The following is a 26,542-nucleotide window of genomic DNA, read 5'->3' on the forward strand; positions in this document are numbered from 1 at the left end:
GCGGCCAGGTAGCCGAATACCATGGCCGGTCCGATCGTGCCGCCGGGACCCGGGTACGTGTGACCCATCACCGGCGCGCTCACGTTGCCCGCGGCGTAGAGCCCGGGAATCACGCTGCCGTCGTCGCGCAGCGCCCTGCCGTGTACGTCGGTGCGAATCCCGCCCTTGGTGCCCAGATCACCCGGCACCATCTTGGCCGCGTAGTAGGGCGGATGGCTGATCTCACCGAGGTTCGGATTCGGCTTGTTGGTTGGGTCTCCGTAGTACCGGTCATATGCGCTTTCGCCGCGGTGGAAGTCCTCGTCGACGCCCGACCGCGCAAAGCCGTTGAAGCGCTCGACAGTCGCGATCAGCTCCTCGGCGGGCAGCCCGGCCTTGTCGGCCAGCCCGTCGAGGGTATCGGCCTGGATGATGACTCCGCTCTGCAGCCACTTCGCCGGAATACGTTGTCCGGGATTCAATCCCGCGAAGATATAGCGGTCGCGGTATTGCTGATCGAACACCAGCCATGCCGGCACATTCTCACCCGGGCCGGGACCTTGTCCCCACTCGCCGCCGTACATGTGGTGACATGCCTCGACATAGGGCATCGATTCGTTCATAAACCGCTTACCAGCCGTGTTGACGATAACCGACCCGGGGGAGTTGCGCTCCGACAGCGCGAACCACGGCGCGCCGACCAACGGCACGGTTGGACCCCACCACGCATCCTCCATCAATTCGAGGCCAGCGCCTAGCTTTTCGGCCGCCAGAATCCCGTCTCCGGTGTTCGCCTTGGCGCCGACCGTCCATTCGGTGGTGATCGGTGCGCGTTGATACTTGACCCGCATCTGCTCATTGTGTTCGAAACCACCGCACGCCAGAATCACCCCGCGACGAGCCCGGATCAGTTGTGGCTCCGCGGCTTCGGGTTCATTCGTGTCCCGGACGTATACCCCGCGGGTGACGCCGTCCTCGACATACAAATCGGATAGCGCGGTATTGAGCAGCACTGGCACGCCGGCGTCCCGTAGCCCGATGCGCAACGGTCCGATCAAGGCCCGTCCCATGCCGACCAGGTTTTTACCGGTTGCCTTCGCCCACATTGAGCGCGCGCCGACCCTGAGACTTCGCAGCACGCCGCGAGGATGGCGTTTGAGCATATTGAGCCGGACGTAATCTTGTTGCATCACAACGACGTTGAGTGGAACCTTGCCGTACGGCGGCTCCAAACCGGGCAGGTCTGGCCCAAGCTTCTTCGCGTTAAACGGCTTTGGCTCGATTGACCGCCCGCCCGATCGGCCACCAGGGGCCTCGGGGTAATAGTCCGAGTAGCCCGGCACCCATGTCATCTTCAATGGCGTATGGCGCAGCACAAACGACAACATCTCGGGCGCGCGATCAAGGTACGTGTCGATCCGTTCCGGTTCGACGACGTCGCCGATGATGCCGTGCAGGTAGGTCCTGGCGGCCTCGGCGGTATCGGTGACACCGTCTCGTTTGAGGATCTCGTTGTTGGGGATCCACACACCGCCGCCGGACCGAGCGGTCGAGCCGCCGTAGTGCGCGGCCTTCTCGATCACCACCGTCGATAAGCCCTGGTGAGCTGCGGTTAGCGCGGCAACCATGCCGGCGGCGCCGCTGCCCACTACGACGACGTCGAATTCCTGTCCTGTCATACTAGAACACGTTATAGAATTGGCCCTGCCGGGCGCTACCGAGGCCCGGCACGCCTCGATCTGGGAGGGGCCAGAATCACATGCTCAGCGTCGAGACGTGCGACGAGTTGGCCGCCGACCTCGCGGAGGCCGAGCGTAGCAAATTAGCGATAGCTCCGCTGACCGACGTGTTTCCCGACATCGATGTCGTCGACGCGTACGAGATCCAGCTGATCAACATTCGCCAGCGCGTCGCCGAGGGCGCGCGGGTGGTGGGCCACAAGGTCGGGCTGTCGTCGAAGGCAATGCAGCAGATGATGGGCGTTGACGAGCCTGACTACGGCCATCTGCTCGACGAGATGGAGGTTTTCCAGGACACCCCGGTCAGGGCCGGCCGCTATCTGTATCCCCGCGTCGAGGTGGAGGTGGGCTTTATCCTGGCCGACGACCTTCCGGGCGCGGATTGCACCGAAGACGACGTGCTCGCCGCGACGGCGGCGTTCGCACCCGCTATTGAACTCATCGACAGCCGCATCACCGACTGGAAGATCAAGCTGTGCGACACGATCGCCGACAACGCGTCGTCGGCCGGTTTCGTGCTGGGCGCCCAGCGGATCTCGCCCGCCGACATCGACGTCAAGAACATCGACGCCGTGCTGTCCCGCAACGGCGAGGTGGTGGCCAAGGGCCGCAGCGATGCGGTGCTGGGCAACCCGGTCACCGCGGTGGCGTGGCTGGCCCGCAAGGTGGAGAGCTTCGGAGTCCGGCTGCACGCGGGTGACATCGTGCTGCCGGGTTCATGCACGCGAGCAATCGACGCCCGCCCGGGCGATACTTTCCTCGCCGAATTCGACGGATTAGGGTCCGTCCGGTTGTCTTTTGAATAGAGCTTTTGAATAGGGGAGGCTTCATGCCAGCCAAGGCCAGTGTCGCGATCGTCGGGTCGGGCAATATCAGCACCGATCTGATGTACAAGCTGCTGCGGTCGGAGTGGCTGGAGCCACGCTGGATGGTCGGCATCGATCCGGAGAGCGAGGGCCTCAAACGGGCGCGTGACCTCGGACTGGAAACCACCCACGAGGGCATCGACTGGCTGCTGGACCGGGACGAGAAGCCCGATCTACTGTTCGAGGCGACGTCGGCGTACGTGCACAGGGACGCGGCGCCCCGCTACCTCGACGCCGGTATCCGCGCGATCGACCTCACCCCCGCGGCCGTCGGCCCGGCGGTGATTCCACCGGCGAACCTGCGCGAGCACCTGGACGCCCCGAACGTCAACATGATCACCTGCGGCGGCCAGGCCACGATCCCGATCGTCTACGCGGTCTCCCGGGTCACCGAGGTGCCCTACGCCGAGATCGTCGCGTCGGTCGCCTCGGTCTCGGCCGGACCCGGAACCCGGGCCAACATCGACGAGTTCACCAAGACCACGGCGCGCGGTGTGGAAACGATCGGCGGCGCCAACCGCGGCAAGGCGATCATCATCCTCAACCCCGCCGAGCCCCCGCTGATCATGCGCGACACCATATTCTGTGCGCTCCCCGAGGACGCCGACACCGACGCGATCGCGCGGTCCATTCACGATGTCGTCGCCGAGGTGCAGACATACGTGCCCGGCTATCGACTGCTCAACGAGCCGCAGTTCGACCCGCCGTCGACGAACTCCGGCGGCCAGGCGTTGGTGACGACGTTCATCGAGGTCGAGGGCGCCGGCGACTTTTTGCCGCCGTACGCGGGCAATCTCGACATCATGACGGCCGCGGCGGCCAAGGTCGGCGAGGAAATCGCCAAGGAAACACTCAGTGTGGCGGGAGGCGCCCGATGAGCGACCACATCTGGGACATCAGGATCACTGACACGTCCCTGCGGGACGGTTCGCACCACAAGCGCCACCAGTTCACCAAGGACGAGGTGCACGCCGTCGTCGCCGCTCTCGACTCCGCCGGCGTGCCGGTCATCGAGGTAACCCACGGCGATGGACTGGGCGGTTCGTCGTTCAACTACGGGTTCTCCAAAACGCCCGAGCAGGAACTCATCAAATTGGCCGCCGACACGGCGAAAGACGCCAGGATCGCATTCCTGATGCTGCCGGGCGTGGGCACCAAGGAAGACATCATCGAGGCCCAGGGCAACGGCGGGTCGATCTGCCGGATCGCTACCCACTGCACCGAAGCCGACGTGTCCATCCAGCACTTCGGCCTTGCCCGGGAGCGCGGACTGGAAACGGTGGGCTTCCTGATGATGGCCCACACCATTCCGCCCGAACAGCTCGCCAAGCAGGCCCGCATCATGGCCGACGCCGGCTGCCAGTGCGTCTACGTCGTCGACTCGGCCGGCGCGCTCGTGCTGGAGGGCGTCCGCGACCGCGTCGCCGCTTTGGTAGCCGAGTTAGGTAACGACGCGCAGGTCGGCTTCCACGGGCACGAGAACCTCGGCCTTGGTGTTGCCAACTCGGTCGAGGCGGTGCGGGCGGGAGCCAAGCAGATCGACGGCAGCTGTCGCCGCTTCGGCGCCGGCGCGGGAAACGCCCCGGTCGAGGCGTTGATTGGCGTCTTCGACAAGATCGGCGTGAAGACCGGCATCGACTTCTTCGACATCGCCGATGCGGCCGAGGACGTTGTGCGGCCCGCGATGCCGGCCGAATGCCTGCTCGACCGCAACGCGCTGATCATGGGTTATTCCGGTGTCTACTCCAGCTTCCTCAAGCACGCCATTCGCCAGTCCGAGCGCTATGGCGTGCCCGCTCATCAGCTGCTGCACCGCGCCGGCCAGCGCAAGCTGATCGGCGGGCAGGAGGACCAGCTAATCGACATCGCGCTGGAGATCAAGCGCGAGCAAGATAACGGTCAAGTAACTACACCGACGAGCCGGTAACGAATTCCGGCGGTTGCCTTCACGGCCAGCGGTGTTGCCGGCACGGTGCGGAATCCAGGTGTCACCCGTCGCAGATCGTGACGCATGCCAAGCGGTGTCACCCGGTAAGCACGGGCATGATGGGGCGGTGACCGCCGCCCCGACCGAGCGCCGCCGGCGCATCGGCTCGATGGAGCTGTTGCTGGCGGCGCTGGTGGCGCTGGCGCTGACCGGCGTGCTGCTCAGCGGCGTGATCGCCGGCCGGCCGAGCCTGAGCGTCGCCGCGACCGTGTTCTGCGGCGTGTTCGTCCAGGCGTTGCCGTTTCTGGTGCTTGGCGTGCTTGTCAGCGGCCTGGTCGCCGCATTCGTCACGCCCGAGCGGCTGGCCCGACTGTTGCCGCGCCGCACGTCGGCGGCGATCGTGGTCGCCGGGGTCGGCGCCGCGGCGGTGCCGGGATGTGAATGTGGTTCGGTGCCGGTAGCCCGGCGGCTGTTCGACGGTGCGGCCGGAGCGGCGGCGCTGACGTTCATGTTGGCTGCCCCGGCGATCAACCCGGTGGTGCTGGTGGCGACCGCGGTTGCCTTTCCCGGTCAGCCGAGGATGGTGCTGGCCCGGTTCCTGGGCTCCCTGCTGACCGCGGTGCTGATGGGGGCGGTGTGGTCGCGCTGGGGACGCGCGGATTGGGTGACGCGGCGGCTGCCGGCGCTGCACCCCGTCGACGCGCCGCGGTGGACGGTGTTCACCGAGGCGGCGCGGCACGATTTCCTCACCGCCGCTCCGTATTTGGTGATCGGTGCTGCGGCCGCGGCGGCGCTGCACGTGATCGTTCCGCCCGCGGTGTTCACGCATCTGGCCGGCCAGGCTGCGGTGGCGATCGTTTTGATGGCGGTGCTAGCCGCGGTGCTGGCGCTGTGTTCGGAGGCCGATGCGTTCGTGGCGTCCAGCCTGACGATGTTGCCGCTGCTGCCGCGGCTGGTGTTCCTGGTGGTCGGCCCGGCCGTCGACGTGAAACTCTTCGCGATGCAGGCCGGAATATTCGGCCGTCGCTTCGCCATCCGGTTCGCGCCGACGACATTCGTGGTCGCCACCGTGGTGGCAACCGTGGTGGGGGCGCTGGTGCTGGGCGGCGTCCGATGAGCCGCGAGACGCAGACTGTGCTGCTGTTTCTGCTCGGGCTTGCCACGGGTGTGATGGTCGTCAAGGGAACGTATGTGCATTACGTCAAGCCGTCGATGATGCCATGGCTGGTGCTCGCCGCGGTGGTAATGATCGCGTTGGCGATCGTTTCGGCCATCCGCGACATCCGAACTCGCCCCGCCGACAACAATTCGCACCGCGGCTGGATGGTGTGGCTGCTGTTGGTGCCGGTGGCCGTCACGGCGTTCGTGATACCGCCGCCGATCGGCGCACGGGGCGCAACGCCGGAGGTGGCCGCCGCGTCGCAACCGCAGAAACGAGCGTTTCCACCGCTTCCCTCGGAACGCGCGCCGACGGTGTCCTTGCCCGAGCTCATGATGCGAGCCGCTACCGATTCCGCCGGCACTTTGAACGACCGGCTGATCACCGTCACCGGCTTCACGATCAAGGGCGGCAGCGGCCCCGAACTCGGGCGGGTGGTAATCGTGTGCTGCGCGGCCGACGCGCAACTTGCCCGGGTGCATCTGGACGGGCCGGCTGCCGCGACCGCGGCCGATTTCCCCGAGGACACCTGGCTGCGTGTCGAGGGCACTGTGGTTCCTGGAAGCTCCAACGCGGCAACCTCTTTCGTGCCGACAATGAGGGTGACCAGCATGGCCAAAATCGACCGCCCGGCCAACACATACGCGTACCCCCGCTAGGTGCGCGCCGGCTTCGTGCCGCCGAGTTGTGCCGTCACCGAATCGGCGGTCGCGACCAAAGTTTCCGCGCGTTCAGCGATTTCGGCATCGGTCAAAGCCCCGCCGACGTGCAGTGAGGCCACCATCACCTGACGCCGGTAGTGATCGTAGACCGGGGCAGAGATCACGCTGATGTCATGTGCAGCCGACCCGTCGCCGTGCGTTTCGCTGCGCAAGTAGACCCGTTCGCCGATGTCGGAGACCAGCTCGCCGAGCAGCGCACGCAGCTCATCGGGCAAGCTCGTCGACATCCCCGCCATCAGCCTGTAGAGCCGTCGGCCGCCCGCGGTCAGCCGCTCCACCAGGTAGCCGTCGGCGCGACATTCGGCGACCACTCGCCTGAGCCGCTCGCTGTCGGTGCGCAGGGGCACTGTCGGCTCCTTGGCCAGCCACGCCCGCAGCGCCTCGTCGTCCCAGAGGACGAACATCAGCCCGACCGGCGGCGCGAACGGGTAACTCTGGCCGACGTCCACGCCGATCCGTGCACCGGTCGGCGCAACCAGTTCCAGCAGCGTGATCCGGTCGTCGACAACCCCGGACAGCGCCGCCACCGTCGCAAAGTGGTCGGACAGCCTGCGTAACTCCTCGCGGACGGCGGGGCTGACCCGCATCGACTCCTGAGCCTTGTGCCCGAGCGTGATCAGCGACGGTCCGAGCCGGTATGTCTTGTCGCCGGCGTCGCGGACCAGGTAGCCGGCCTCGGTCAGGGTCGTGACGATGCCCAGGCACGTCGGCTTGCTGAGGTCGAGCCGTCGGGCCAGCTCGGAGACGCCGAACCGGCCCCCGGGATTACCGGCCAGAAAATCGAGAACCCGGACCACACGTGTGGTCGGGGGGGAGGCACGGCCGGATGAGTCAGCGGTGGGCACACCAGAACGATACGCGAGGGCGGTACAAATATGAACCAGACTGGTCCGTTATTGACTATCTGTTAGAACACGTTCTAGTCTTCAGTTCGCCGATATCACGGAGGCTGAGATTGGGATGTACACCGACCCGCTAACGGAAGCGATCGCCGAAGCCGAGAAGTTGGTCGCGGCCGCCCCGCACATCGACAGCGAGGCCGATCTCCTCGAAGGCCTCCAATATCTGGCCCAGGGCATCGCGGCGTGCACCCACGTCGCATTCCACTACGACCGCGACCATCCGTTCTTCCTCAGCGGCACCGGGCCGTTCACGAAAATGGGTCTGGACAACCCCGACACGCTGTACTTCGGCGCGCGCGTGCAAGCCGACCGCGACTACGTCGTCAGCGGAATCCGCGGTACGACAACGGATTTGAGCTTCCAGCTACTTGGTGGCGAGTATACCGACGAGGGCGTGCCGAAAAGTGAGGCGGCGTTCGATGACCGCGAGCTCGACATTGCCGACGACGGCAGCTTCGAGTGGCGCTTTCGGCCGAAGGGCCGCGCGCAGCTGGTGGTTCGCGAGGTCTACGGCGACTGGTCGCAGCGTCGCGGCAGCATCGCAATCCGGCGGGAGGACACCGCCGGAACGGCGCCGCAACCGCTCTCCAGGGAGACCATCGACAAGCGGTACGCCACGGCAGGAAGCCAGCTGGTCAATCGCATCAAAACGTGGCTGCAGTTTCCAGAGTGGTTCTACTTGAACATTCCAGTGAACACGTTGGTGCCGCCGCGCCTGACGCCCGGCGGGCTGGCGACCCAGTACTCGTCGGTCGGTCACTTCGAGCTCCGGCCCGAACAGGCACTGGTGATCACCATTCCGCAGTCTGATGCGCCATACCTCGGATTCCAGCTGGGCAGCATGTGGTACATCTCGCTGGACTACATAAATCACCAAACGTCGCTGAACGCCAGCCAGGCGCGGCCCGACCCCGACGGCAAGTTCCGCATCGTGGTCACCGACCAGAATCCCGGCGTCACAAATTGGATCGAGACGCTCGGCCATCGCCGCGGATTCCTGCAGTTCCGCTGGCAGCGAGTGTCCCGCAAACTGACCGAGGCCGATGGACCCACCGTCGAGTTGGTGGACTTCGACAAAGTGCCGGCCGCTTTGCCGTATTACGAACGAAACAAGATCACCGAACAAGACTGGCGTGCGCGAATTGCCGAGCGGCAGCACGCAATTGCCAGCCGGATGCTGGGGTAGAAGATGCTCGAGGGCAAGGTGGTGTGCATCAGCGGCGTCGGGCCGGCGCTTGGCACGACGCTCGCGCGTCGATGCGCCGAGTCGGGTGCGGATTTGGTGTTGGCGGCCCGAACCGCCGAGCGGCTCGACGACGTTGCCAAGCAGATCACCGACTCCGGTCGCCGCGCTGTCGCGGTGGCGACCGATATCACCGACGAAGGCCAGGTAGAGCGCCTGGTCGAGGCGTCACTGGCGGCCTATGGTCACGTCGACGTGCTGATAAACAACGCGTTCCGGGTGCCGTCGATGAAACCGTTGGCGAATACCACGTTTCAACACATCCGTGACGCGATCGAGCTCACCGTGCTTGGCGCGCTGCGGCTGATTCAAGGCTTCACTCCGACGCTGGCCGAATCGAATGGCGCGGTGGTCAACGTCAACTCGATGGTCGTTCGGCACTCGCAGGCCAAGTACGGCGCATACAAGATGGCCAAGTCAGCGCTGCTGGCGATGTCGCAATCGCTGGCCACCGAGCTCGGCGAGCAGGGTATCCGGGTGAACTCCGTTGTCCCGGGCTATATCTGGGGTGACACGCTGAACGGGTACTTCACGCATCAGGCCGGGAAGTACGGAACCACCGTGGATCAGATCTACGCCGCCACCGCGGCGAATTCCGACCTCAAGCGGCTGCCCACCGAGGATGAAGTCGCCTCGGCGATCATCTTTTTGGCCAGCGACATGGCAAGCGGGATCACCGGGCAAACGCTCGATGTCAACTGCGGGGAGTACAAGGCCTGATGACCGACCGAACCGACGTCGGCACCGTAGAGGACTTGCTCGAGTCGGCTTCGCGGTTGGTCGGCTTGGACGACTTCGGGGAGGACGACGACAACTACCTCGAGGGCCTCGCCGTCATCCTCGATTCATATCGGCGCGAGGCCGAACTGACACCGCTCGGCAGCAAGATTTGCCGGGTTTACCTGCGCGGGGCGCTGGCCGCCCGGCTGCTCGCCCAGGCCGGATGGAAGCACTACCCGCAGTACGCCGACGTGGCGATCGAGCGGCCGATCTTCGTCACCGGGCTACCTCGTACCGGTACCACCGCCCTGCACCGCCTGCTCGGTGCCGACCCGTCGCATCAGGGCCTGCAGATGTGGCTGGCGGAGTTTCCGCAGCCACGGCCCCCGCGCGAAACGTGGGACACCAACCCGGTTTTCGCGCGGCTGAACGCGCAGTTCGAGCGGCACCATGTGGAAAACCCCGAGTTCATGGGCCTGCATTTCATGAGCGCCGACGAGGTCGAGGAATGCTGGCAGCTGCTCCGCCAGTCATTGCATGCGGTCGCCTACGAAACACTGGCCCATCTACCCAGTTACGCGCGGTGGTTGGCGAAGGAAGACTGGACGCCAGCGTATCGCCGGTACCGCAACAACCTACAGTTGATCGGGCTGAACGACGCCGACAAACGCTGGGTATTGAAGAACCCGAGCCATCTGCACGCGCTCGACGCGCTGATGACCACCTTCCCCGACGCGCTTGTCGTGCAGTGCCATCGGCCGCCGGAAACCCTGATGGCGTCGATGTGCTCGCTGGCCGAAGCAGCCACCGAGGGATGGTCCCACGCATACCGGGGTGCAACAATCGGGGCCGATTCGCTCGACACGTGGTCGCGAGGACTCGAACGGTTCAATGCCGAACGCGCCAAATACGATCCGGCCCAGTTCTACGACGTCGACTACGCTGACTTCGTCGCCGATCCGATCGCGATCGTCAGGCGCATCTACCGCTACTTCGGCCTCCCGCTGACGGATTCGGCGTTGGGGGCGATGCAGGAAATCCACGCCGAAAGCAAGAAGGGGCCGCGCGCGCCCAAGCACACGTACTCGCTGTCCGACTACGGCCTGACGGCCGAGCAGGTGAAGGCCCGCTTCGAAGGGCTGTGATCCTCGCTGCTGCGATGCGACGGCCGGCGGCTGCTCGGTCGAGATCGGGCCGGTCAGCGTGGTCAGACATGGCGCGGCCCGAACCAGACACCGTCGGGCGAGCCGATCGCGCCGGCTCGTTCCCGCGCCTCGGCGAGTTCAGGTGATGCCGCGAATTGCCGTGCCTCATCAACGCTTTCCATGTCCATGACGACGATGATCGTATTGGGGTCGTCCCCGTCGACGTAGCTCCCGGTCACCACGAGGCCGTGCCGGCGCCGTATCGCGTCGAGGTCCGGGTTGTCGAAGACGGTGTTCCACCGCCGGACGTCGGCGACTCGTTGTTTGACGAGCATGACTCCGGCCATGATGTCACCTCACTTCAGCCGATGTCTACACTTGTAGACAGCCTAGTCGGGGTCGAGCGATATGTCTACGGTCGTAGACATATCGGAATGGAGAAGCATGTCTGACGACGGTCCGCTCGATGGGAATGGGCCGCGGAAGCGCGATGCGGCAGCCACCAAGGCAAGGCTGCTCGATGCGGCGCGACAGCTGTTCCTGCGGCACGGTTACCGAGCAACCGGCCTGCGTGAGGTGGCGGCGAAAGCCGGCGTGGATGTCACGCTGGTTCGGCGCTACTTCGGTTCGAAGCAGCAATTATTCATCGACGCGACGGACGTGTCCGAAAACGTCGACGCCGTGCGGCGCGCCCCGGACGACGCGGTCGGACGGCAACTGATCACCCATGTGCTGCGGGCCCGCCGCGACGTCGATGCGCCGTTGTTCGCGTTACTGCGCTCCAGCGGCGACCCTGCCGTGGTGGCGCGCCTGAACGCTCAGCTCGAAGCGGGTCTCACCGGTAACCTAGCCAAGCGCATCAGCGCGGACCGGCCCCGGCTGCGCGCCGACATGGTGACCGCTCTGCTGCTGGGCATCGGCGTCCAGCGCACACTACTGAACAAGAATCCCATGGCCAGCGCCCGCGACGACGACATCGCGGCAGTGTTCCTTGAGGCATTCGAGACGATCACCAAAGTGCCTCAAGACGGGAAGGGTCGCTAGTCAGCCGTCGCCCGGCGACGGCGCGGTCGACACCGGTTCCAGAACGCCTTCGGCGATCGCATGGTCGATGCTGTCGGCTAGCTTCGGGCACGACCGGCTGCGGGCGGTAACGCCGCCCGATGCACGGACTTCGGCGAAGTATGCGCACCGCTGCGCGGCATCCGAATTCCATTGCACGGACGTGTGTTCGGGGCCGAGCTTCTTGACGAGCACCGAGACATGGCAGAAGCGGCAATCCACCGGTTGCAGACCCGACCTTAAGTAGCGTTCGCGGTCGCGCTGGGTCGCCTCGCGCAGCGCGGCGCTCCGCTCCGCGCTCAGCGTCGATGGTTTGGAACTGCGCGTGGCGGCACGCCGATTCGACGGTTCCTCGTCGTCATGCGCGCCGTGTACCAGCAGCATCGAGCGGGCCAACTGGTCGATGTCGGGGACGCGCTGTTCGTCGCTCACGTGGACCCCTGTTCGGCCTTCACTTCCTCCTGGCGCCGCAGGTTCTCCTCGACCTCTTTGTGCCAGAATTCGTTTGCCTTCGTGGTGTCCACCTCGATCTCGAAGCGGTCGGTCATTTCAGCGGTCACGTCGGCTACATCTACATAAAACTGCTGATACCAGCGACGCAACTGATAGACGGCGCCGTCCTCCTCGACCAACAGCGGATTGTCGATGCGGGTCTTGTTCCTCCAAATCTCAACGTCTTGCAGGAAGCCCTTGCTGACGCCGACAGTCATCGCCTCGGCGAGCTTATCGGTCATTTCCTCGTCCATGCCCGTGGGCTTCTGAACGATCACGCCCCACTGCAGCATGAACGAGTCCTGGGTCACCGGGTAGTGGCAGTTGATCAGGATCGACTCGGCCTTGTAGCCGCCATAGTTGTTGTGCAGCCAATTGATCATGAACGACGGGCCGAAGTACGACGCCTCCGAATCAAGATGCGACTCGGTGTAGGCGGATCCGCCGAGGTCGACATCCGGCCGGCCCACGTTGTGCAGATACTGCGACGCGATGTGACCGTCGAAAACGTTCTTGAAATATGTCGGCATCCCGAAATGGATGTAGAAGAAGTGCGCCATGTCGGTGACGTTGTCGATGATGTCGCGGCAGTTCGACGGGATGAGCTCGCGATTCCACCGCCAGTCGGTCCAGTCGTCGCTGGCCCACTCCGGGATCTCCGGGATACGGACCTCGGGCTGCGGCGGATTGCCCTCGTGGTCATGCCAGACGAACAGCAGGCCGTTGCGGACGTCGGTGTGCCATGCCCGAGTGCGCGCCAGCCGCGGAGTCCTCTTGGCGTATGGCACCAGCTTGCACTTGCCGTCGCCGCCCCAGCGCCAGTCGTGGAACGGGCACGCGAGCTCGTCGCCCTTGATGGTGCCCTGGGTCAGGTCGCCGCCCATGTGGCGGCAGTAGCCGTCCAGCACGCTCAGGTTGCCGCGTGAGTCCGCGAACACGACTAGTTTCGTGCCGAACGCCTCGATCGCGTGGGGTTCACCGTCGGTGAATTCCTGGACCGGTCCGAGGCAGTGCCAGCCCCGCGCATACCGGTCCGGAAGGGTGCCGGTGTCGATTTCGCGGATGCCGCTGCCGGCGGTGTCCGTACTCACGTTGCGCCTCCGCTCTGTGCGTCCCTCTAACTAGAACACGTTACAGTTTTGGGTCGGCCGTATGCAATAAAACGCAGGCCGCGGGTGCTGTATATGTGAGTCATGCCACTGTACGAGTTCGAAGGTAATTCGCCGCGGGTGCACCCCGACGCGTTCGTCGCGCCCACCGCGGTCCTCGTCGGCGATGTGACCGTCGAGGCCGGCGCGTCGGTGTGGTTCAACGCCGTGTTGAGGGCGGATTACGCGCCCATCATCATCCGCGAGGGCGCCAACGTGCAGGACGGAGCGGTACTGCACGCGCCGCCCGGCGTTCCCGTCGACATCGGGCCCGGTGCGACCGTCGCGCATCTGTGCATGATCCACGGCGCGCACGTCGGCGCCGAGACGTTGATCGCCAACCACGCGACCGTGCTCGACGGGGCGGTGATCGGCGCCCGCAGCATGATCGCGGCCGGCGCATTGGTGGTGGGCGGCACCAAGATTCCCGACGACGTTCTGGCTGTCGGCGCGCCGGCGAAGGTCAGGAGCCCGATCGCCGGCACCAACGCCCAAGTGTGGGTGAAGCTGAATCCGGAGGAGTACCAGGCGCTGGCGCGGCGCTACATCGAGGGTCTCGGGCCGGTGCCGGACGGCTAGTTGGTCCGTTGGGATTCGCCCAGTGTGACGTTGGCGTCACGCTGCGCGTTCGCCGTGACACCAGCGTCACGCTCGACGAGCGATGGCGGCGCGGACCCGCCTTAGGATGTCTGCGGGCCGGTCTTTTGCGGTGACGCGAATGACGATCCAGCCCAAGCTGCTAAGCATTTCGAGTCGATGGATGTCGTTGCTGAACTGCAGTCGAGCGGTGCGGTGGTGATCGCCGTCGTATTCGGCGGCGACGCGTATTTCCTCCCATCCCATGTCGAGACGGGCGATGGGAACGCCGCGGTCGTCGCATACCAGAATCTGCGTTTGGGGGCGCGGTAGGCCGGCCTGAAGCAGTAGCATGCGCAGCCAGGTTTCCCACGGTGACTCCGCTCCCGGGTCCATCAACTCGAGCGCCGTCCGCGCGCGTCTTATGCCACGGCGCCCGGGGTAGCGTTGCGCCAGCAGTTCGACGTCGGCGACCTTCAGTTCGGTGGCCCGGGCCAGCGAGTCGATGGCCGCGACGGCGGTGTCAAGGGGATACCAACTGGCGAGATCAATCGCCGTACGCTGAGGCGTCGTCACCGGCATGCCGGCGATGACTTCAATCTCGTCGGGTGCCAGTCGGTCTCCCCAAACCTGTAGCCCGGGCAGACGGTGCCTGTTGGTGTGAATTAGCTCGACCGGTTTGGCCGCATCGACCCACTTCGCGCCGTGAACAGCTGATGCGGTGAAGCCCGCTATCACGCCTTGACGCCGCGACCACAGCCAGCCCGCCTGCGCGCGGACCAGCGGCGTCATCTCTGTGCCGGGCGTGACGAAAACGTCACGGAAGACTCTCGTGTAGCGGTTGCGCAGGGCGCTCTCTGGCACCGTGCCGGCCGCGACGGCTTCACTGCCGAGGAATGGCTCCCCCATGTGGGAAGTCTGCGTGGTGGCACCGACATGGCACCGAACGTGACGCGGGCGTCACGTTCGGGTGAGGGCGTGACTTTGGCGTCACGTTCGGAAAGTCAAGCGCCTAGAGTTTGCGGGCTGTGGCTGCCGCGCGGTCGGTCTCCCAGTACGCACGCAGGGCCACGAGCTGGCCCGCGTCGTTGACTTTGTACGTGAAGACACCTTCGGTGGTGATCTGGTAACCGCGGTATGTCGTGATGATGGCACCGACGTTGGCTTCCTCATTGCCGCACTGGAAGGTGTCGCGGAAGTCGAACTCGATGCGGTCGGTGGGTGCGATCGCCTTGTCCCAGAATGCCGAAATCTGATCACGGCCGCGGTGCCCGTTGCCATCCGGGTCGAAAAGCGAGGGCCCGATGGGGTCTTGGACGATGGCGTCGTCGGCGAAGACCGCCAGCCACGCCTCCTTGTCCTTGGCCATGACGGCTTCGCGGGAGCGCCGGCCGGCGGCATGGGCGGTCTGGGTATGGGTCTCGGTCATCGGTTGTCCTGCCATCCGGAGTGGATATAGGTGTCGGCGAAGCGTTTCATCGCATCCTTTTTCGCGGGCAACGGCGCATCGAAGCCCAGGCCCTCGAAAAGCCAAGGGACGACGATGTTGTCGGTGACGCCAATCTCGGCGAGGTCGCGGTGTCCGTCCACGCCGAACCGGTCGATGCAGACGGCCTGGAATTCGAACGGCCGATCGGCGCGGCCGTACTCCTCGCGATATCTGTTCAGCTTGGCGATGGTTTCCGCCAGTTGATCGCGCTTCATCATCGCGCTGGTCCACCCGTCGCCGACGCGGGCGGCACGCTTCAGCGCTACATCGGTGTGGCCGCCGACGTAGAACGGCACTTCCTGGGTGGGCGCGGGGCTCATCTGCAGCCTGTCGAAGTCGTAGAACTCGCCGTGGAATTCGACCATGCCGCCGCCCAGCACGAGCCTGATAACCTCGATCATCTCGTCGACACGCGCGCCGCGGCGCTGGTAGGGCACGCCGCACCATTCGAATTCCTCGGGCGCCCAGCCGATTCCGACGCCCAATGCGAACCTGTTATTGGTCAGGTTTGCCACCGAGCCGACTTGACGGGCGAGCAGCAGCGGATTGCGCGAGCCCAGTTTCAACACGTTGGTGTAGAACCGCAGCGTCGACGTGACCGCTCCCATCGCGCCGGCGGCGATCAGCGGATCCACCCACGGCGTATCGGGGCCCCACATCCGCGACCCGTCCGGCGTGTACGGATAATCGACCGTCTGCTTCTCCATGTAGAACAGCGAGTCCGGCAACGCGATCGCATCGAACCCGAGTTGCTCAGCCGTTCTTGCGATCTCCAGCAGCTCATCGACGGGTCCCATCGCCACGCTGCAGCTGTATTTCATCTTGGTCAAGGCTTGTCGGCTCCCACCACCCACATCGAGTAATACTGCGATCCACCGCCATATGCATGCCCGAGCGCCTTGCGCGCGTTCGGCACCTGGTGGGCGTCGGCCTTACCCATCACCTGGATCGCGGCCTCCGCGAACCGGATCAGGCCCGATGCACCGATCGGGTTCGACGACAACACGCCCCCGGACGGGTTGACCGGAATCCGTCCACCGATCGCGGTCTCGCCGGCCTCGGTCAGCTTCCAGCCCTCGCCCTCGGGGGCAAAGCCGAGATTCTCCAGCCACATCGGCTCGAACCAGGAGAACGGCACGTAGATCTCGGCGACGTCGATCTCGTCGATCGGGCTGTTGATGCCCGCCGCCTGCCACAGCGCGGCCGCGGCGTCCCGCCCGGCCTGCGGATTCACCTGGTCGCGTCCGGCGAATGCCAACGGCTCGGTGCGCAGCGCGGTGGCGTGAATCCAGGCCACCGGGTGCCCTGCTGCGACGCGCTTGTCGGCGATCTGTTCGTTGCCGATCACCACCGCGCAGGCACCGTCGGACGACGGGCAGGTCTCGTCGAATCGGATTGGGTCCCAGAGCATCTGCGACGACAACACCTTCTCCAGGGTGATGTCGGGCTGTTGCACGTGCGCCAACGGGTTCTTGCTGCCGTTGAGCCGGTCCTTGACCGCGACCATCGCGCCGATGTGGCTTGGTGCGTTGGCCCGGCGGATGTAGGCCCGCACGTGCGGGGCGAAGTAACCGCCCGCGCCCGCGCCGACCGGCTTGGTGAACGGCACCGGGATCGACAACGCCCACATCGCGTTCGATTCCGACTGCTTCTCCCATGCCATCGCCAGCACGCGCCGGTACTTGCCGGACTGCACCAGGCTGGCCGCGACGACTCCGGTGGAGCCGCCCACCGAACCCGCGGTGTGCACGCGGATCAGCGGCTTGCCCGAGGCGCCGAGCGCATCGGCCATGAACAGCTCGGGCATCATCACGCCCTCGAAGAAGTCCGGCGCCTTGCCGACCACGACCGCGTCGATGTCGTCGAACGTCGAACCGGAATCGGCCAGCGCCCGATCGATCGCCTCGCGCACCAAGCCGAGCATCGAGACGTCGTGGCGCTTGGCGACATACTTGGTCTGGCCGGTGCCAAGAACCGCGGCGAGCTGGGTTGCCATTACTTGTCCCGCCCCGCCATGACCACCACCAGGTTCTGTTGCAGCGCAGGGCCGCTGGTGGCGTGAGCGAGCACCCGCTGCGCCGACCTGTCCCAGATGTGCCGGGCGGCAAAGCCGATACGCTCCAGGCCGGCGACGAACATCGGATTGGCCGCCAGCGCACCGCCCGACGGATTCACCGCGGCCGAATCCGGCAGGCCGATGGCCTCGGTGAGGATGAGGTGCTGATGCGTGAACGGGGAGTAAATCTCGGCCACCTGCACCGAGCCGACGTCGCCGCCGGTGGCGGCCTCGGCCGACGCCGCGGTGGATGGTGACACCGTGAGGTCGCGCACACCGAGCGACGGCGATTCGATGCGGTGCTCGAAACCGGTGATCCATGCGGGGTTCTCGCGCAGCTCACGGGCCTTGCCGCCGACGGCCAACACGATGGCGGCCGCGCCGTCGGTGATCGGCGCGATGTCGTGGCGGCGCAGCGGATCGGCGAAGAACGGCCGGGCGAGCAGCTCGTCGATGCTCTTGGCTGGTTTCTCGGAATCGGTGCGCCCAGCACATCCGAACGAGTCGAGCGCCACCTGAGCCATCTGCTCGGCGGTCCACTTGCCGGCGTCGAGGCCCAGCCTCGCCTGCAGGCCTGCCATCGACACCGAATCGGGCCACAGTGGCGCGACCGTGTACGGATCGGTCTGGCGCGACAGTATCTGCCGCAACACGCCGGCCGAGGACTTGCCAAATCCGTACACCAACGCGGTGTCCGCCTCGCCGGTGAGCAGCTTGATGTAGGCCTCGTACAGGGCCCACGCGGCGTCCATCTCCACGTGCGACTCGTTGATCGGCGGCACCGCGCCGATCGAGTCGATCGCCGAGATGAACGAAAAGGCGCGTCCGGCAAGATAATCGGAGGAGCCCGAACACCAGAACCCGATGTCGGCCGTGGTGATGCCGAGTTCGTCGTAGAGCTGCGCGAAGCACGGCATCAGCATCTCGACGCCGTTGGTGGTGCCGTCGGTGCGCCGCACGTGCGGAGCATGGGCAAAGCCCACAACGGCAATGTCGCGGTCAGTCATGTACTGCCCTTTACAGGTGGTGCTTGTAGGTGTCGTAGTCGGCGTCGGGTTCGCCCGTCGGCCGAAACCACTGGATGTTGTCGATGCCGAGATCCCACTCCTCGCGCGGTTTCCAGACCGCCTCCACGCGCATGCCCATCCGGACCTCGTGTGCGTCGATGCCGGAAACCAAATGCAAAAACGGGATGTCGGAGCCGTCGAGCAGGACGTAGGCCGCTACGTAGGGCGGCTTGATCCGCTGCCCCATGAACGGGATGTTGATGATCGCGAACGTCGTCACCGTGCCCTTGTCGGGCAGCTCGACGAACTCCGTCGTCGGCAAGCCGGTGGCGGGGTCGGCACCGTGCGGCGGAAAGTACACCTTCCCCGGTTGTCCGGCGCGTTCCGCGCCGGTCCGGGCGCCGATCAGCTTGCCCTGTTTCAGCGCCCGCAGATACGCGCTTTCCTCGTGCGATGCGGTGTGCTGGATCTCGAGGCTGATCGGCGTGACGATCATGGTGACCGGGTCGCGGTCGTCGGCCTGGGACGCAGGCGGTTCGGCGGTGTCGCCGAGCGCGAAGTACGCGATGTCGGTGATCGCGCCCTGCGGCTCGTCGACCCAGTGCGCGTGTACGCGTGCGCCGGTGTTGATCGCGTCGGGCTCGCCGGCGTCGACCGCGTGCAACAGTGCGGTGTCGGCGCCGTCGAGTTTGATCAGCGCCCACGCGAACGGGCGCTGCAGCGGCTGGCCCGGCAGCGGCTCCGCCTGCCAGGTCCAGGATTGCACGGTGCCGACGTCGGCCAGCGGTACGATCTCGGTCAGCGGTTCGTAGGTGATGGGGTCGAACTCGGCAGGCGGCACATGCACCCGGCCATCCGACCCGCGTACTCCGACGATGCGCCGCTCGCGAAGTGCGGTGAAGAACCGGCCCAGCAGCGGGCCCACCGAACGGGTGTAGTCGAACGACAGCTGCAGTGGCGCCGAAAGGGGCGGTTCAGACGTATCGATCAGGGCCGGACGACTTTGGCTGACGCTCACGCCATCGAGTAGAACAGGTTCTAACTATGGTTTCAAGGCTGGTTTCAAGGCGCGTTTCAAGGCCGGTAAGGAGGCTCGGATGAAGCTCGGGTTGCAGCTGGGATACTGGGGTGCCCGGCCGCCGGAGAACGTCGCGGAACTGGTCGCCGCGGCCGACGAGTCGGGTTTCGACGCCATGTTCACCGCGGAATCCTGGGGCTCCGACGTCTACACGCCGCTGGCGTGGTGGGGCTCGTCGACCAGCCGTTTGCGGCTGGGGACGTCCGTCGCGCAGCTGTCCGCGCGCACCCCGACCGCCTGCGCGATGGCGGCGCTGACGCTCGACCATCTGTCGGGTGGGCGGCACATCCTCGGGCTCGGGGTGTCCGGGCCGCAGGTCGTCGAGGGGTGGTACGGCCAGAAATTCCCGAAGCCGCTGGCCCGCACACGCGAATACATCGACATCGTGCGGCAGGTGCTGACCCGCGAGAAGCCGGTGACCAGCGACGGCCCGCATTACCCGCTGCCGCTGACTGGTGCGGGCACGACCGGCCTGGGCAAGCCGCTCAAGCCGATCACCCATCCGCTGCGCGCCGACATTCCGATTTTCCTCGGTGCCGAAGGACCGAAGAACGTCGCGTTGGCCGCCGAGATCTGCGACGGCTGGTTGCCGATCTTCTACACGCCGCGCATGGCCGACATCTACAACGAGTGGCTTGATGAGGGCTTCGCGCGGCCCGGGGCGCGCCGAAGCCGCGAGGACTTCGAGATCTGCGCGACCGCGAACATCGTCATCACCGACGACCGACCGGCCGCGTTCGAACTGATGAAGCCCCACCTGGCGCTGTACATGGGCGGCATGGGCGCCGAGGACACCAACTTCCACGCCGAGGTGTACCGGCGGATGGGCTACGGCCAGATCGTCGACGAGGTGACGACGCTGTTCCGCAGCAACCGCAAGGACGAGGCGGCCAAGATCATCCCCGACGAGGTGGTCGATGACGCGGCGATCGTCGGCGACCTGGACTACGTCCGTAAGCAGATCGAGGTCTGGGCCGCCGCTGGCGTGACGATGATGGTCGTGACCTGCAGAAGCGTCGAGGAGGTGCACCGGCTTGCCGAGCTGGTCTAGTCGCTGCTTGTCAGTGAATTAGAACACGTTCTACAGTGAGCGCCATGCCCGCCAGCCAGCACACCATCGCCGGCAAGGTGTTGACGATGCCGGTGAAAATCCGCACCGCCAATCAGCACACCGCGATGTTCTCCGTCGACGCGGACGCGGCGCAGCAGCTCATCCACTACAGCGGTCTAGAGGTCTGCCGGTACCGGTCCGGTCGCGCGGTCGTCGTCTTGTTGCTGACGCGCTTCGTCGACGGCGATCTCGGGTGCTACCACGAATTCAGCACTTGCGTCATGGTCAATCCACCGGGCTCAGACATGAGGGGGCCGCGAACGCTAGCGCAGGGCGCGGTGTTCATCCAGCACATGGCCGTCGATCAGAGTTTCACTCTAGAAGCGGGACAAACGATTTGGGGCTTTCCGAAGGTGCTCGCCGACTTCACCGTGCGGGATTGCGACCATTTCGGTTTCGATCTGAGCATCGACGGCCGGCTGGTCGCCGGCATGGAATTTCGCCCCGGGCTGCCGATACCGGCGGCATTGGCGTCGCGCAAACAGATGCTGCGGGCCTACTCCCATCGCGATGGCGTCACGCTTGAGACTGCGTATGAGATGACGCAGACCGGTGTGCACGGTCGGCCCGGTGGTGTCCGCCTGCGGCTCGGCGATCACCCGTACGCCAAGGAGCTTGCGTCGCTTGGCCTGCCGAAGCGCGCGCTGGTGTCGCAATCGATTGCGAACGTGGAGATGTCGTTTGGCGACGCGCATGCGGTGCGTTGAGGGAGGATGTCGATGACTGGAACCTTGCCGGGGACAAGGCCTGACGTTGACCTGACCGACGGCAACTTCTTCGCCGGGGCGCCGCGTGAGGTCTATCGGTGGATGCGGGCCAACGAGCCGGTCTTCCGGGATCGCAACGGCCTGGCCGCCGCGTCGACGTACCAAGCGGTGATCGATGCGGAACGCCAACCGGAGCTGTTCTCCAACGCCGGCGGCATCCGGCCGGATCAGCCCGCGATGCCGATGATGATCGACATGGACGATCCCGCACATCTATTGCGGCGCAAGCTCGTCAACGCGGGCTTCACCCGGAAGCGGGTGAAGGACAGGGAAGCATCGATCGGCGAACTGTGCGATGCGCTGATCGACGCGGTGTGCGAGCGTGGCGAGTGCGACTTCGTCCGCGATCTTGCCGCACCGCTGCCGATGGCGGTGATCGGCGACATGCTCGGCGTGCGCCCGGAGCAGCGCGAGATGTTCCTGAAGTGGTCCGACGACCTGGTGACCTTCCTCAGCTCGCATGTGTCCGGCGACGACTTCCAGGTCACGATGGACGCGTACGCGGCGTACTACGAGTTCACGATGGGCATGATCGCCGAGCGCCGCGACAGTTCGGCCGAAGACCTGATCAGCGTTTTGGTGCACTCCGAGGTCGACGGCGCGCGGCTGAGCGACGACGAGATCGTCGTCGAGACGCTGCTGATTCTGATCGGCGGCGACGAGACCACCCGGCACACGCTGAGCGGCGGCACCGAACAGCTGCTGCGCCACCCCGACCAGCACGAGCGGCTCGTCGACGAGCCGGGGCTGCTGCCGAACGCGATCGAAGAGATGCTGCGCTGGACCTCACCGGTGAAGAACATGTGCCGAACCCTGACCGCGGACACCGGGTTTCACGGCGCCGAGCTGAAGCGGGGCGAGAAGATCATGCTGCTGTTCGAGTCCGCGAACTTCGACGAGAAGGTGTTCGATGAGCCGGAGAACTTCAGCATCGACCGATATCCCAACAACCACGTCGCGTTCGGCTTCGGCACTCACTTCTGTCTCGGCAATCAGCTGGCCCGGCTCGAGCTGTCGTTGATGCTGGAACGGCTGCTGCGGCGGCTGCCGGATCTGCGGCTGGCGTCCGGTGACGCGTTGCCGCGGCGGCCGGCCAACTTCGTCAGCGGCCTCGAGGAGATGCCGGTGGTCTTCACGCCCACCAAGCCGCTGGTGGGGACGAACTAGCGGCCCTCGAACTGCGGTTTGCGCTTCTCCTTGAACGCGCGCGGACCTTCCTTAGCGTCCTCGCTCAGGAACACCTGAATGCCCAGCTGGGTGTCGATCTTGAACGCCTCGTTCTCCGGCATGCCCTCCGTTTCGCGGATCGACTTCAGGATCGCCTGCACCGCGAGCGGGCCGTTGTTGTTGATCGTCTCGGCGATCTCTAGGGCCTGCGCCAGCGCCTGACCGTCCGGCACCACGTGGCCGATCAGGCCGATCTCCTTGGCCTCGGCGGCGGTAATGTGTCGGCCGGTGAGCAGGATGTCCGCGGCGAGCGTGTAGGGGATCTGCCGCGGCAGCCGCACCGCCGAGCCGCCCATCGGATACAAACTCCACTTTGCCTCCGACACACCGAATTTCGCGCTTTCGCCGGCCACCCGGATGTCGGTGCCCTGCAAGATCTCGGTGCCGCCCGCGATGGCGGGACCCTCGACTGCCGCGATCAAGGGCTTGGTCAACCTGCGGCCCTTCAGCAGCGCGTCGATGCGCGACGGGTCGTAGCTGCCGCTCCTGAACGAGTCACCGGGCGGGCGGGCGGTCGCCGCCTTCAGGTCCATGCCCGCGCAGAAGTAGCCGCCGGCGCCGGTCAGGATGCACGACCGGATCTCGGGGTCGTGGTCGACGCGGTCCCATGCCGCCACCATTATCGAGAGCATCTCGGACGAAAGCGCGTTGCGTGCCTCGGGCCGGTTCAGCGTCAAGATCAGCGTGTGCCCGCGCTGCTCAATGACGGCGTGCGCGTTCGAATCGGACTGGGTCACGGGTGCGCCCCTTCCTGGTGATCGCCACAGACTTGTCAGAAAATGTAACACGTTCTAATTTGGGTCCCGTGGCCTTGAATATTGCCGACCTCGCCGAGCATGCCATCGACGCCGTGCCTGACCGCGTGGCCCTGATCTGCGGAGACGAACAGATCACCTACGGCCAGCTGGAGGAGAAGGCCAACCGGTTGGCGCACTACCTGCTCGACCGGGGCGTCAAGAAGGACGACAAGGTCGGACTCTACTGCCGCAACCGCATTGAAATCGTCATTGCGATGTTGGGCATCGTGAAGGCGGGCGCCATCCTGGTGAACGTCAACTTCCGCTACGTCGAGGCCGAGCTGCGCTACCTGTTCGACAACTCCGACATGGTCGCGCTGGTGCACGAACGCCAATACACCGAACGGGTCGCCAACGTGCTGCCCGACACCCCGAACGTGAAGACGATCCTGGTGGTCGATGACGGCTCGGGTGTTCCCGACAACGAGTATCGGCGCTACGGCGGCGTCGAGTTCTATTCCGCACTCGAACAAGGCTCACCCGAGCGTGATTTCGGCGAGCGCGGCGCCGACGACATCTACCTGCTGTACACCGGCGGCACCACCGGCTTCCCCAAGGGCGTCATGTGGCGCCACGAAGACATCTACCGAGTGCTGTTCGGCGGAACCGACTTCGCCACCGGCGAACCCGTCAAGGACGAGTACGACCTCGCCAAGCAGGCGGCCGCGGGTCCACCGATGATCCGCTACCCGATCCCGCCGATGATCCACGGCGCCACCCAGTCGGCCACCTGGATGGCGCTTTTCTCCGGCGGAACCATCGTGCTCGCACCCGAGTTCGACGCCGACGAGGTGTGGCGGACGATCCATAAGCACAACGTGAATCTGCTGTTCTTCACCGGCGACGCGATGGCGCGCCCGCTGCTTGACGCGCTGAGCGCCGCCCACGAGGCGGGTGCTGACTACGATCTCTCGTCGCTGTTCCTGTTGGCCAGCACGGCCGCGCTGTTTTCGCCGAGCATCAAGGAGAAGCTGCTCGAACTGCTGCCCAACCGCGTCATCACCGACTCGATCGGATCGTCGGAGACCGGGTTCGGCGGCACCAGCGTGGTGGCCAAGGGTGAGGCGCACACCGGCGGACCTCGGGTCGCCATCGACAAGACCACGGTCGTGCTCGACGAGGACGGCAACGAAGTCAAGCCGGGCTCGGGTGTGCGGGGGATCATCGCCAAGCGCGGCCACATCCCCGTCGGCTACTACAAGGACGAGAAGAAGACGGCCGAGACATTCCGGACCATCAACGGCGTCCGCTACGCGATCCCCGGCGACTACGCGCAGGTGGAAGCCGACGGCACCGTGACGATGCTGGGCCGCGGCTCGCAGTCGATCAACACCGGCGGAGAGAAGGTGTACCCGGAGGAGGTCGAGGGCGCGCTGAAGGGACACCCCGACGTGTTCGACGCGTTGGTGGTCGGGGTTCCCGACGAGCGGTACGGCCAATGCGTGGCCGCCGTGGTGCAACCGCGATCGGGGGCTCGTCCGTCGTTGGCGGAGCTTGACGCGTTCATCCGCACCGAGATCGCGGGATACAAAGTGCCGCGGCGCCTTTGGTTCGCTGACGAGATTCAGCGGACGCCGGCCGGGAAGCCCGACTACCGGTGGGCGAAGGCGCAGACGGAGGCGAGGCCGGCCGACGAAGTCCACGCGAACCATGTCGGCGCGAAATCCTGATGCGCACCGAACTGTGTGACCGCTTCGGCATCGACCATCCGATCTTCGTCTTCACGCCATCGGAGAAGGTTGCCGCCGCGGTCAGCAAGGCGGGCGCATTCGGGGTGCTCGGCTGCGTGCGGTTCAACACGCCCGACGAACTCGAGACGGTGCTCGGCTGGATGGACGAAAACACCGACGGCAAGCCGTACGGGGTCGACGTGGTGATGCCGGCCACGGTCCCGACCGAGGGCGCCGCGGCCGACCTCGACAAGCTGATTCCGCAGGCGCACCGCGATTTCGTCGCAAAGACGCTTGCCGACCTCGGCGTGCCGCCGCTGCCCGAAGAGGGGAAACGCAACGAGGGGGTGCTGGGCTGGCTGCATTCGGTGGCCAGGTCGCACGTCGAGGTCGCGCTCAAGCATCCGATCAAGTTGATCGCCAACGCGCTTGGCTCGCCGCCCAAGGACGTCATCGATCAGGCGCATCGGGCCGGCGTGCCGGTGGCGGCGCTGGCCGGCACGGCCCAGCACGCGGTCCGCCACGTCGACAACGCCGTGGACATCGTCGTCGCACAGGGTAACGAGGCCGGCGGCCATACCGGGGAGATTGCGTCGATGGTGCTGGTGCCGGAGGTCGTCGACGCGCTCGGAGGGCGGGCCCCGGTGCTCGCCGCCGGCGGTATCGGCACCGGCAGGCAGGTCGCGGCCGCGCTGGCGCTGGGAGCCTCCGGAGTGTGGATGGGCTCGGCGTTCCTCACCTCGGCCGAGTACGACCTGGGGGCTCGGCGCGCGACCGGGACGTCGGTGATCCAGGAGGCGCTGCTGCGGGCGACGTCGAGCGATACGGTGCGCCGACGGATCTACACCGGCAAGCCCGCGCGGCTGCTGAGGAGCAGATGGACCGAGGCCTGGGATGCCCCGGACGCGCCCGATCCGCTGCCCATGCCGTTACAGAACATCCTGGTCAGCGAGGCCCATCAGCGGATGAACGAGTCGGACAACCCGGACGCGGTCGCGATGCCAGTCGGCCAAATCGTGGGACGGATGAACGAAATCCGGCCCGTCGCGGACATCATCGCGGAACTGGTCACCGGCTTCGAGGCGGCCACTCGCCGACTGGACGGCATCGCCGGCGGGTAGCGGCGGCCGACTAGTACAGGTAGACCTTCGCCCTGCCGGCGCCGGTGCAGGTGATCCAGTCATCAGAACCCAGTGCCGTGCAATTCATGATGAAGTTCGCGCCGTCGCACGGTCCCGCCGTCGATGTGCAGGCAACGCCGCCCTGAGCGGTCACCGTCCGTGGCTGGCGGGTTGGCGTGCCATATTGCTGCCAATACGCCTTCAGCACGTTGAACGCGAAAAAGCAAGGTGTGTCAAGCGTTCCGCGTCCGGTACGGCTGCCAAACCCGGTCGCGTTCGGGTGTGAGAAGCCACGGTTGCACGTCTCGCCGAATGAGTCCAGACCCTGCACCAGCGGCGGGATCGCGGGTGGCCGGGGTGCCGCGTTGACATGCACCATCGCCGACGCGTCATGAATGCCATCGCCACGCTGATGCCGGGTCAACAGAACCGTTGCACCGAATGCTGCAATGATCACCAGTGCCACGGCCAGGAGCGCGGGCAGGAGCCAGCCACCGCTGCTGCTGCCGGGGCCTCGCTGGTAGTACATGATTTGCGAA

27 protein-coding genes and 1 pseudogene are annotated in these 26,542 nt (G+C 65.9%); 15 read left to right on the forward strand and 13 right to left on the reverse strand.

Annotation, left to right across the window (positions count from 1 at the left end; genetic code table 11):
• On the reverse strand, positions 1-1,658 hold a 1,658-nt coding region (kstD, locus tag VE759_RS20160), incomplete at its 3' end, for a 3-oxosteroid 1-dehydrogenase (protein WP_324935730.1).
• Positions 1,659-1,738: 80 nt separating this feature from the next.
• Between kstD and VE759_RS20165 the strand changes: the two genes are divergently transcribed.
• The 5 genes from VE759_RS20165 (at position 1,739) to VE759_RS20185 (ending at position 6,329) form a co-directional block, all read left to right on the forward strand.
• Positions 1,739-2,524, forward strand: coding sequence for a 2-keto-4-pentenoate hydratase (locus VE759_RS20165; protein ID WP_324935732.1), 786 nt, complete (start codon positions 1,739-1,741; stop codon positions 2,522-2,524).
• A gap of 23 nt (positions 2,525-2,547) precedes the next feature.
• Positions 2,548-3,462 carry an acetaldehyde dehydrogenase (acetylating) gene (locus VE759_RS20170; RefSeq protein WP_324935734.1) on the forward strand — a complete coding sequence of 305 codons (915 nt, stop codon included), beginning with the start codon at positions 2,548-2,550 and terminating at the stop codon, positions 3,460-3,462.
• A complete protein-coding gene (gene dmpG, locus VE759_RS20175; RefSeq protein WP_324935735.1) occupies positions 3,459-4,511 on the forward strand; it encodes a 4-hydroxy-2-oxovalerate aldolase in 1,053 nt (350 codons plus the stop codon). The genes VE759_RS20170 and dmpG overlap by 4 nt, the downstream gene beginning before the upstream one ends.
• 127 nt (positions 4,512-4,638) lie before the next feature.
• Complete coding sequence (locus tag VE759_RS20180) at positions 4,639-5,628, forward strand: permease (RefSeq protein ID WP_324935737.1); 990 nt, start codon at positions 4,639-4,641, stop codon at positions 5,626-5,628.
• Positions 5,625-6,329, forward strand: a complete 705-nt coding sequence (locus VE759_RS20185) for a TIGR03943 family putative permease subunit (protein ID WP_324935738.1) — start codon at positions 5,625-5,627, stop codon at positions 6,327-6,329. The genes VE759_RS20180 and VE759_RS20185 overlap by 4 nt, the downstream gene beginning before the upstream one ends.
• Here the strand turns inward: VE759_RS20185 and VE759_RS20190 are convergent.
• Positions 6,326-7,237: an IclR family transcriptional regulator gene (locus VE759_RS20190; protein WP_324935739.1), complete on the reverse strand. Its 912-nt coding sequence runs from the start codon at positions 7,235-7,237 to the stop codon at positions 6,326-6,328. The genes VE759_RS20185 and VE759_RS20190 overlap by 4 nt on opposite strands.
• Positions 7,238-7,352: 115 nt before the next feature.
• Between VE759_RS20190 and VE759_RS20195 the strand changes: the two genes are divergently transcribed.
• From VE759_RS20195 to VE759_RS20205, 3 genes are read left to right on the forward strand one after another with little or no spacing between them, the layout of a single operon-like run.
• Positions 7,353-8,480, forward strand: coding sequence for a hypothetical protein (locus VE759_RS20195; RefSeq protein ID WP_324935741.1), 1,128 nt, complete (start codon positions 7,353-7,355; stop codon positions 8,478-8,480).
• Between the two features lie 3 nt (positions 8,481-8,483).
• A complete protein-coding gene (locus VE759_RS20200) occupies positions 8,484-9,257 on the forward strand; it encodes an SDR family oxidoreductase (protein ID WP_324935743.1) in 774 nt (257 codons plus the stop codon).
• On the forward strand, positions 9,257-10,402 hold the full coding sequence (locus tag VE759_RS20205; protein WP_324935745.1) for a sulfotransferase: 1,146 nt from the start codon (positions 9,257-9,259) through the stop codon (positions 10,400-10,402). The genes VE759_RS20200 and VE759_RS20205 overlap by 1 nt, the downstream gene beginning before the upstream one ends.
• A gap of 62 nt (positions 10,403-10,464) precedes the next feature.
• On the opposite strand, the gene VE759_RS20210 is transcribed toward VE759_RS20205, so the two are convergent.
• Complete coding sequence (locus VE759_RS20210) at positions 10,465-10,749, reverse strand: hypothetical protein (protein WP_324935747.1); 285 nt, start codon at positions 10,747-10,749, stop codon at positions 10,465-10,467.
• A gap of 97 nt (positions 10,750-10,846) precedes the next feature.
• Between VE759_RS20210 and VE759_RS20215 the strand changes: the two genes are divergently transcribed.
• Entirely contained in the window at positions 10,847-11,446 is a 600-nt protein-coding gene (locus tag VE759_RS20215; RefSeq protein ID WP_324935749.1) for a TetR/AcrR family transcriptional regulator, read from the forward strand.
• Here the strand turns inward: VE759_RS20215 and VE759_RS20220 are convergent, their stop codons facing one another.
• Both VE759_RS20220 and VE759_RS20225 read right to left on the reverse strand, forming a co-directional pair.
• A complete protein-coding gene (locus VE759_RS20220) occupies positions 11,447-11,896 on the reverse strand; it encodes a hypothetical protein (protein WP_414687965.1) in 450 nt (149 codons plus the stop codon).
• Positions 11,893-13,047, reverse strand: a complete 1,155-nt coding sequence (locus VE759_RS20225; protein ID WP_324935751.1) for a Rieske 2Fe-2S domain-containing protein — start codon at positions 13,045-13,047, stop codon at positions 11,893-11,895. Before VE759_RS20225 ends, VE759_RS20220 begins: the two co-directional genes overlap by 4 nt.
• Before the next feature lie 102 nt (positions 13,048-13,149).
• Between VE759_RS20225 and VE759_RS20230 the strand changes: the two genes are divergently transcribed.
• Positions 13,150-13,683 carry a gamma carbonic anhydrase family protein gene (locus VE759_RS20230; RefSeq protein ID WP_324935752.1) on the forward strand — a complete coding sequence of 178 codons (534 nt, stop codon included), beginning with the start codon at positions 13,150-13,152 and terminating at the stop codon, positions 13,681-13,683.
• A 66-nt stretch (positions 13,684-13,749) separates the two neighbouring features.
• On the opposite strand, the gene VE759_RS20235 is transcribed toward VE759_RS20230, so the two are convergent.
• The 6 genes from VE759_RS20235 to VE759_RS20260 all read right to left on the reverse strand — a co-directional run bounded on the left by VE759_RS20235 (position 13,750) and on the right by VE759_RS20260 (position 19,223).
• Positions 13,750-14,589, reverse strand: coding sequence for a hypothetical protein (locus VE759_RS20235; RefSeq protein WP_324935754.1), 840 nt, complete (start codon positions 14,587-14,589; stop codon positions 13,750-13,752).
• A gap of 103 nt (positions 14,590-14,692) precedes the next feature.
• Positions 14,693-15,109, reverse strand: a complete 417-nt coding sequence (locus tag VE759_RS20240) for a nuclear transport factor 2 family protein (protein WP_324935756.1) — start codon at positions 15,107-15,109, stop codon at positions 14,693-14,695.
• Positions 15,106-15,990, reverse strand: coding sequence for a TIGR03619 family F420-dependent LLM class oxidoreductase (locus tag VE759_RS20245; RefSeq protein ID WP_324935776.1), 885 nt, complete (start codon positions 15,988-15,990; stop codon positions 15,106-15,108). The genes VE759_RS20240 and VE759_RS20245 overlap by 4 nt, the downstream gene beginning before the upstream one ends.
• A gap of 5 nt (positions 15,991-15,995) precedes the next feature.
• A complete protein-coding gene (locus tag VE759_RS20250) occupies positions 15,996-17,165 on the reverse strand; it encodes a thiolase domain-containing protein (protein WP_324935758.1) in 1,170 nt (389 codons plus the stop codon).
• Positions 17,165-18,232, reverse strand: coding sequence for a thiolase domain-containing protein (locus VE759_RS20255; RefSeq protein ID WP_324935760.1), 1,068 nt, complete (start codon positions 18,230-18,232; stop codon positions 17,165-17,167). The genes VE759_RS20250 and VE759_RS20255 overlap by 1 nt, the downstream gene beginning before the upstream one ends.
• Before the next feature lie 10 nt (positions 18,233-18,242).
• Positions 18,243-19,223, reverse strand: a complete 981-nt coding sequence (locus VE759_RS20260; RefSeq protein WP_414687966.1) for a Zn-ribbon domain-containing OB-fold protein — start codon at positions 19,221-19,223, stop codon at positions 18,243-18,245.
• 106 nt (positions 19,224-19,329) lie between these two features.
• Here VE759_RS20260 and VE759_RS20265 point away from each other — a divergent pair, with 106 nt between their 5' ends.
• The 3 genes from VE759_RS20265 to VE759_RS20275 are packed head-to-tail and all read left to right on the forward strand — an operon-like array spanning position 19,330 to position 22,355.
• Positions 19,330-20,361 carry an LLM class F420-dependent oxidoreductase gene (locus VE759_RS20265; RefSeq protein WP_324935763.1) on the forward strand — a complete coding sequence of 344 codons (1,032 nt, stop codon included), beginning with the start codon at positions 19,330-19,332 and terminating at the stop codon, positions 20,359-20,361.
• Positions 20,362-20,405: 44 nt separating this feature from the next.
• Positions 20,406-21,128, forward strand: a complete 723-nt coding sequence (locus VE759_RS20270; protein WP_324935765.1) for an acetoacetate decarboxylase family protein — start codon at positions 20,406-20,408, stop codon at positions 21,126-21,128.
• 12 nt (positions 21,129-21,140) lie between these two features.
• Complete coding sequence (locus VE759_RS20275; protein WP_324935767.1) at positions 21,141-22,355, forward strand: cytochrome P450; 1,215 nt, start codon at positions 21,141-21,143, stop codon at positions 22,353-22,355.
• On the opposite strand, the gene VE759_RS20280 is transcribed toward VE759_RS20275, so the two are convergent.
• A complete protein-coding gene (locus VE759_RS20280; protein ID WP_324935769.1) occupies positions 22,352-23,152 on the reverse strand; it encodes a crotonase/enoyl-CoA hydratase family protein in 801 nt (266 codons plus the stop codon). The two genes, VE759_RS20275 and VE759_RS20280, sit on opposite strands and share 4 nt — an antisense overlap.
• Before the next feature lie 59 nt (positions 23,153-23,211).
• Between VE759_RS20280 and VE759_RS20285 the strand changes: the two genes are divergently transcribed.
• The gene (locus VE759_RS20285) at positions 23,212-24,882 is read left to right on the forward strand and encodes an acyl-CoA synthetase (protein ID WP_324935771.1); all 1,671 of its coding nucleotides are present in this window, start codon (positions 23,212-23,214) and stop codon (positions 24,880-24,882) included.
• Positions 24,882-26,003: a nitronate monooxygenase family protein gene (locus tag VE759_RS20290; RefSeq protein WP_324935773.1), complete on the forward strand. Its 1,122-nt coding sequence runs from the start codon at positions 24,882-24,884 to the stop codon at positions 26,001-26,003. Before VE759_RS20285 ends, VE759_RS20290 begins: the two co-directional genes overlap by 1 nt.
• 10 nt (positions 26,004-26,013) lie before the next feature.
• Here the strand turns inward: VE759_RS20290 and VE759_RS20295 are convergent.
• A pseudogene (locus VE759_RS20295) lies at positions 26,014-26,542 on the reverse strand (serine/threonine protein kinase); the annotation flags it as partial.

Source organism: Mycobacterium sp. (assembly GCF_035640695.1).
Classification (GTDB): Bacteria; Actinomycetota; Actinomycetes; order Mycobacteriales; family Mycobacteriaceae; genus Mycobacterium.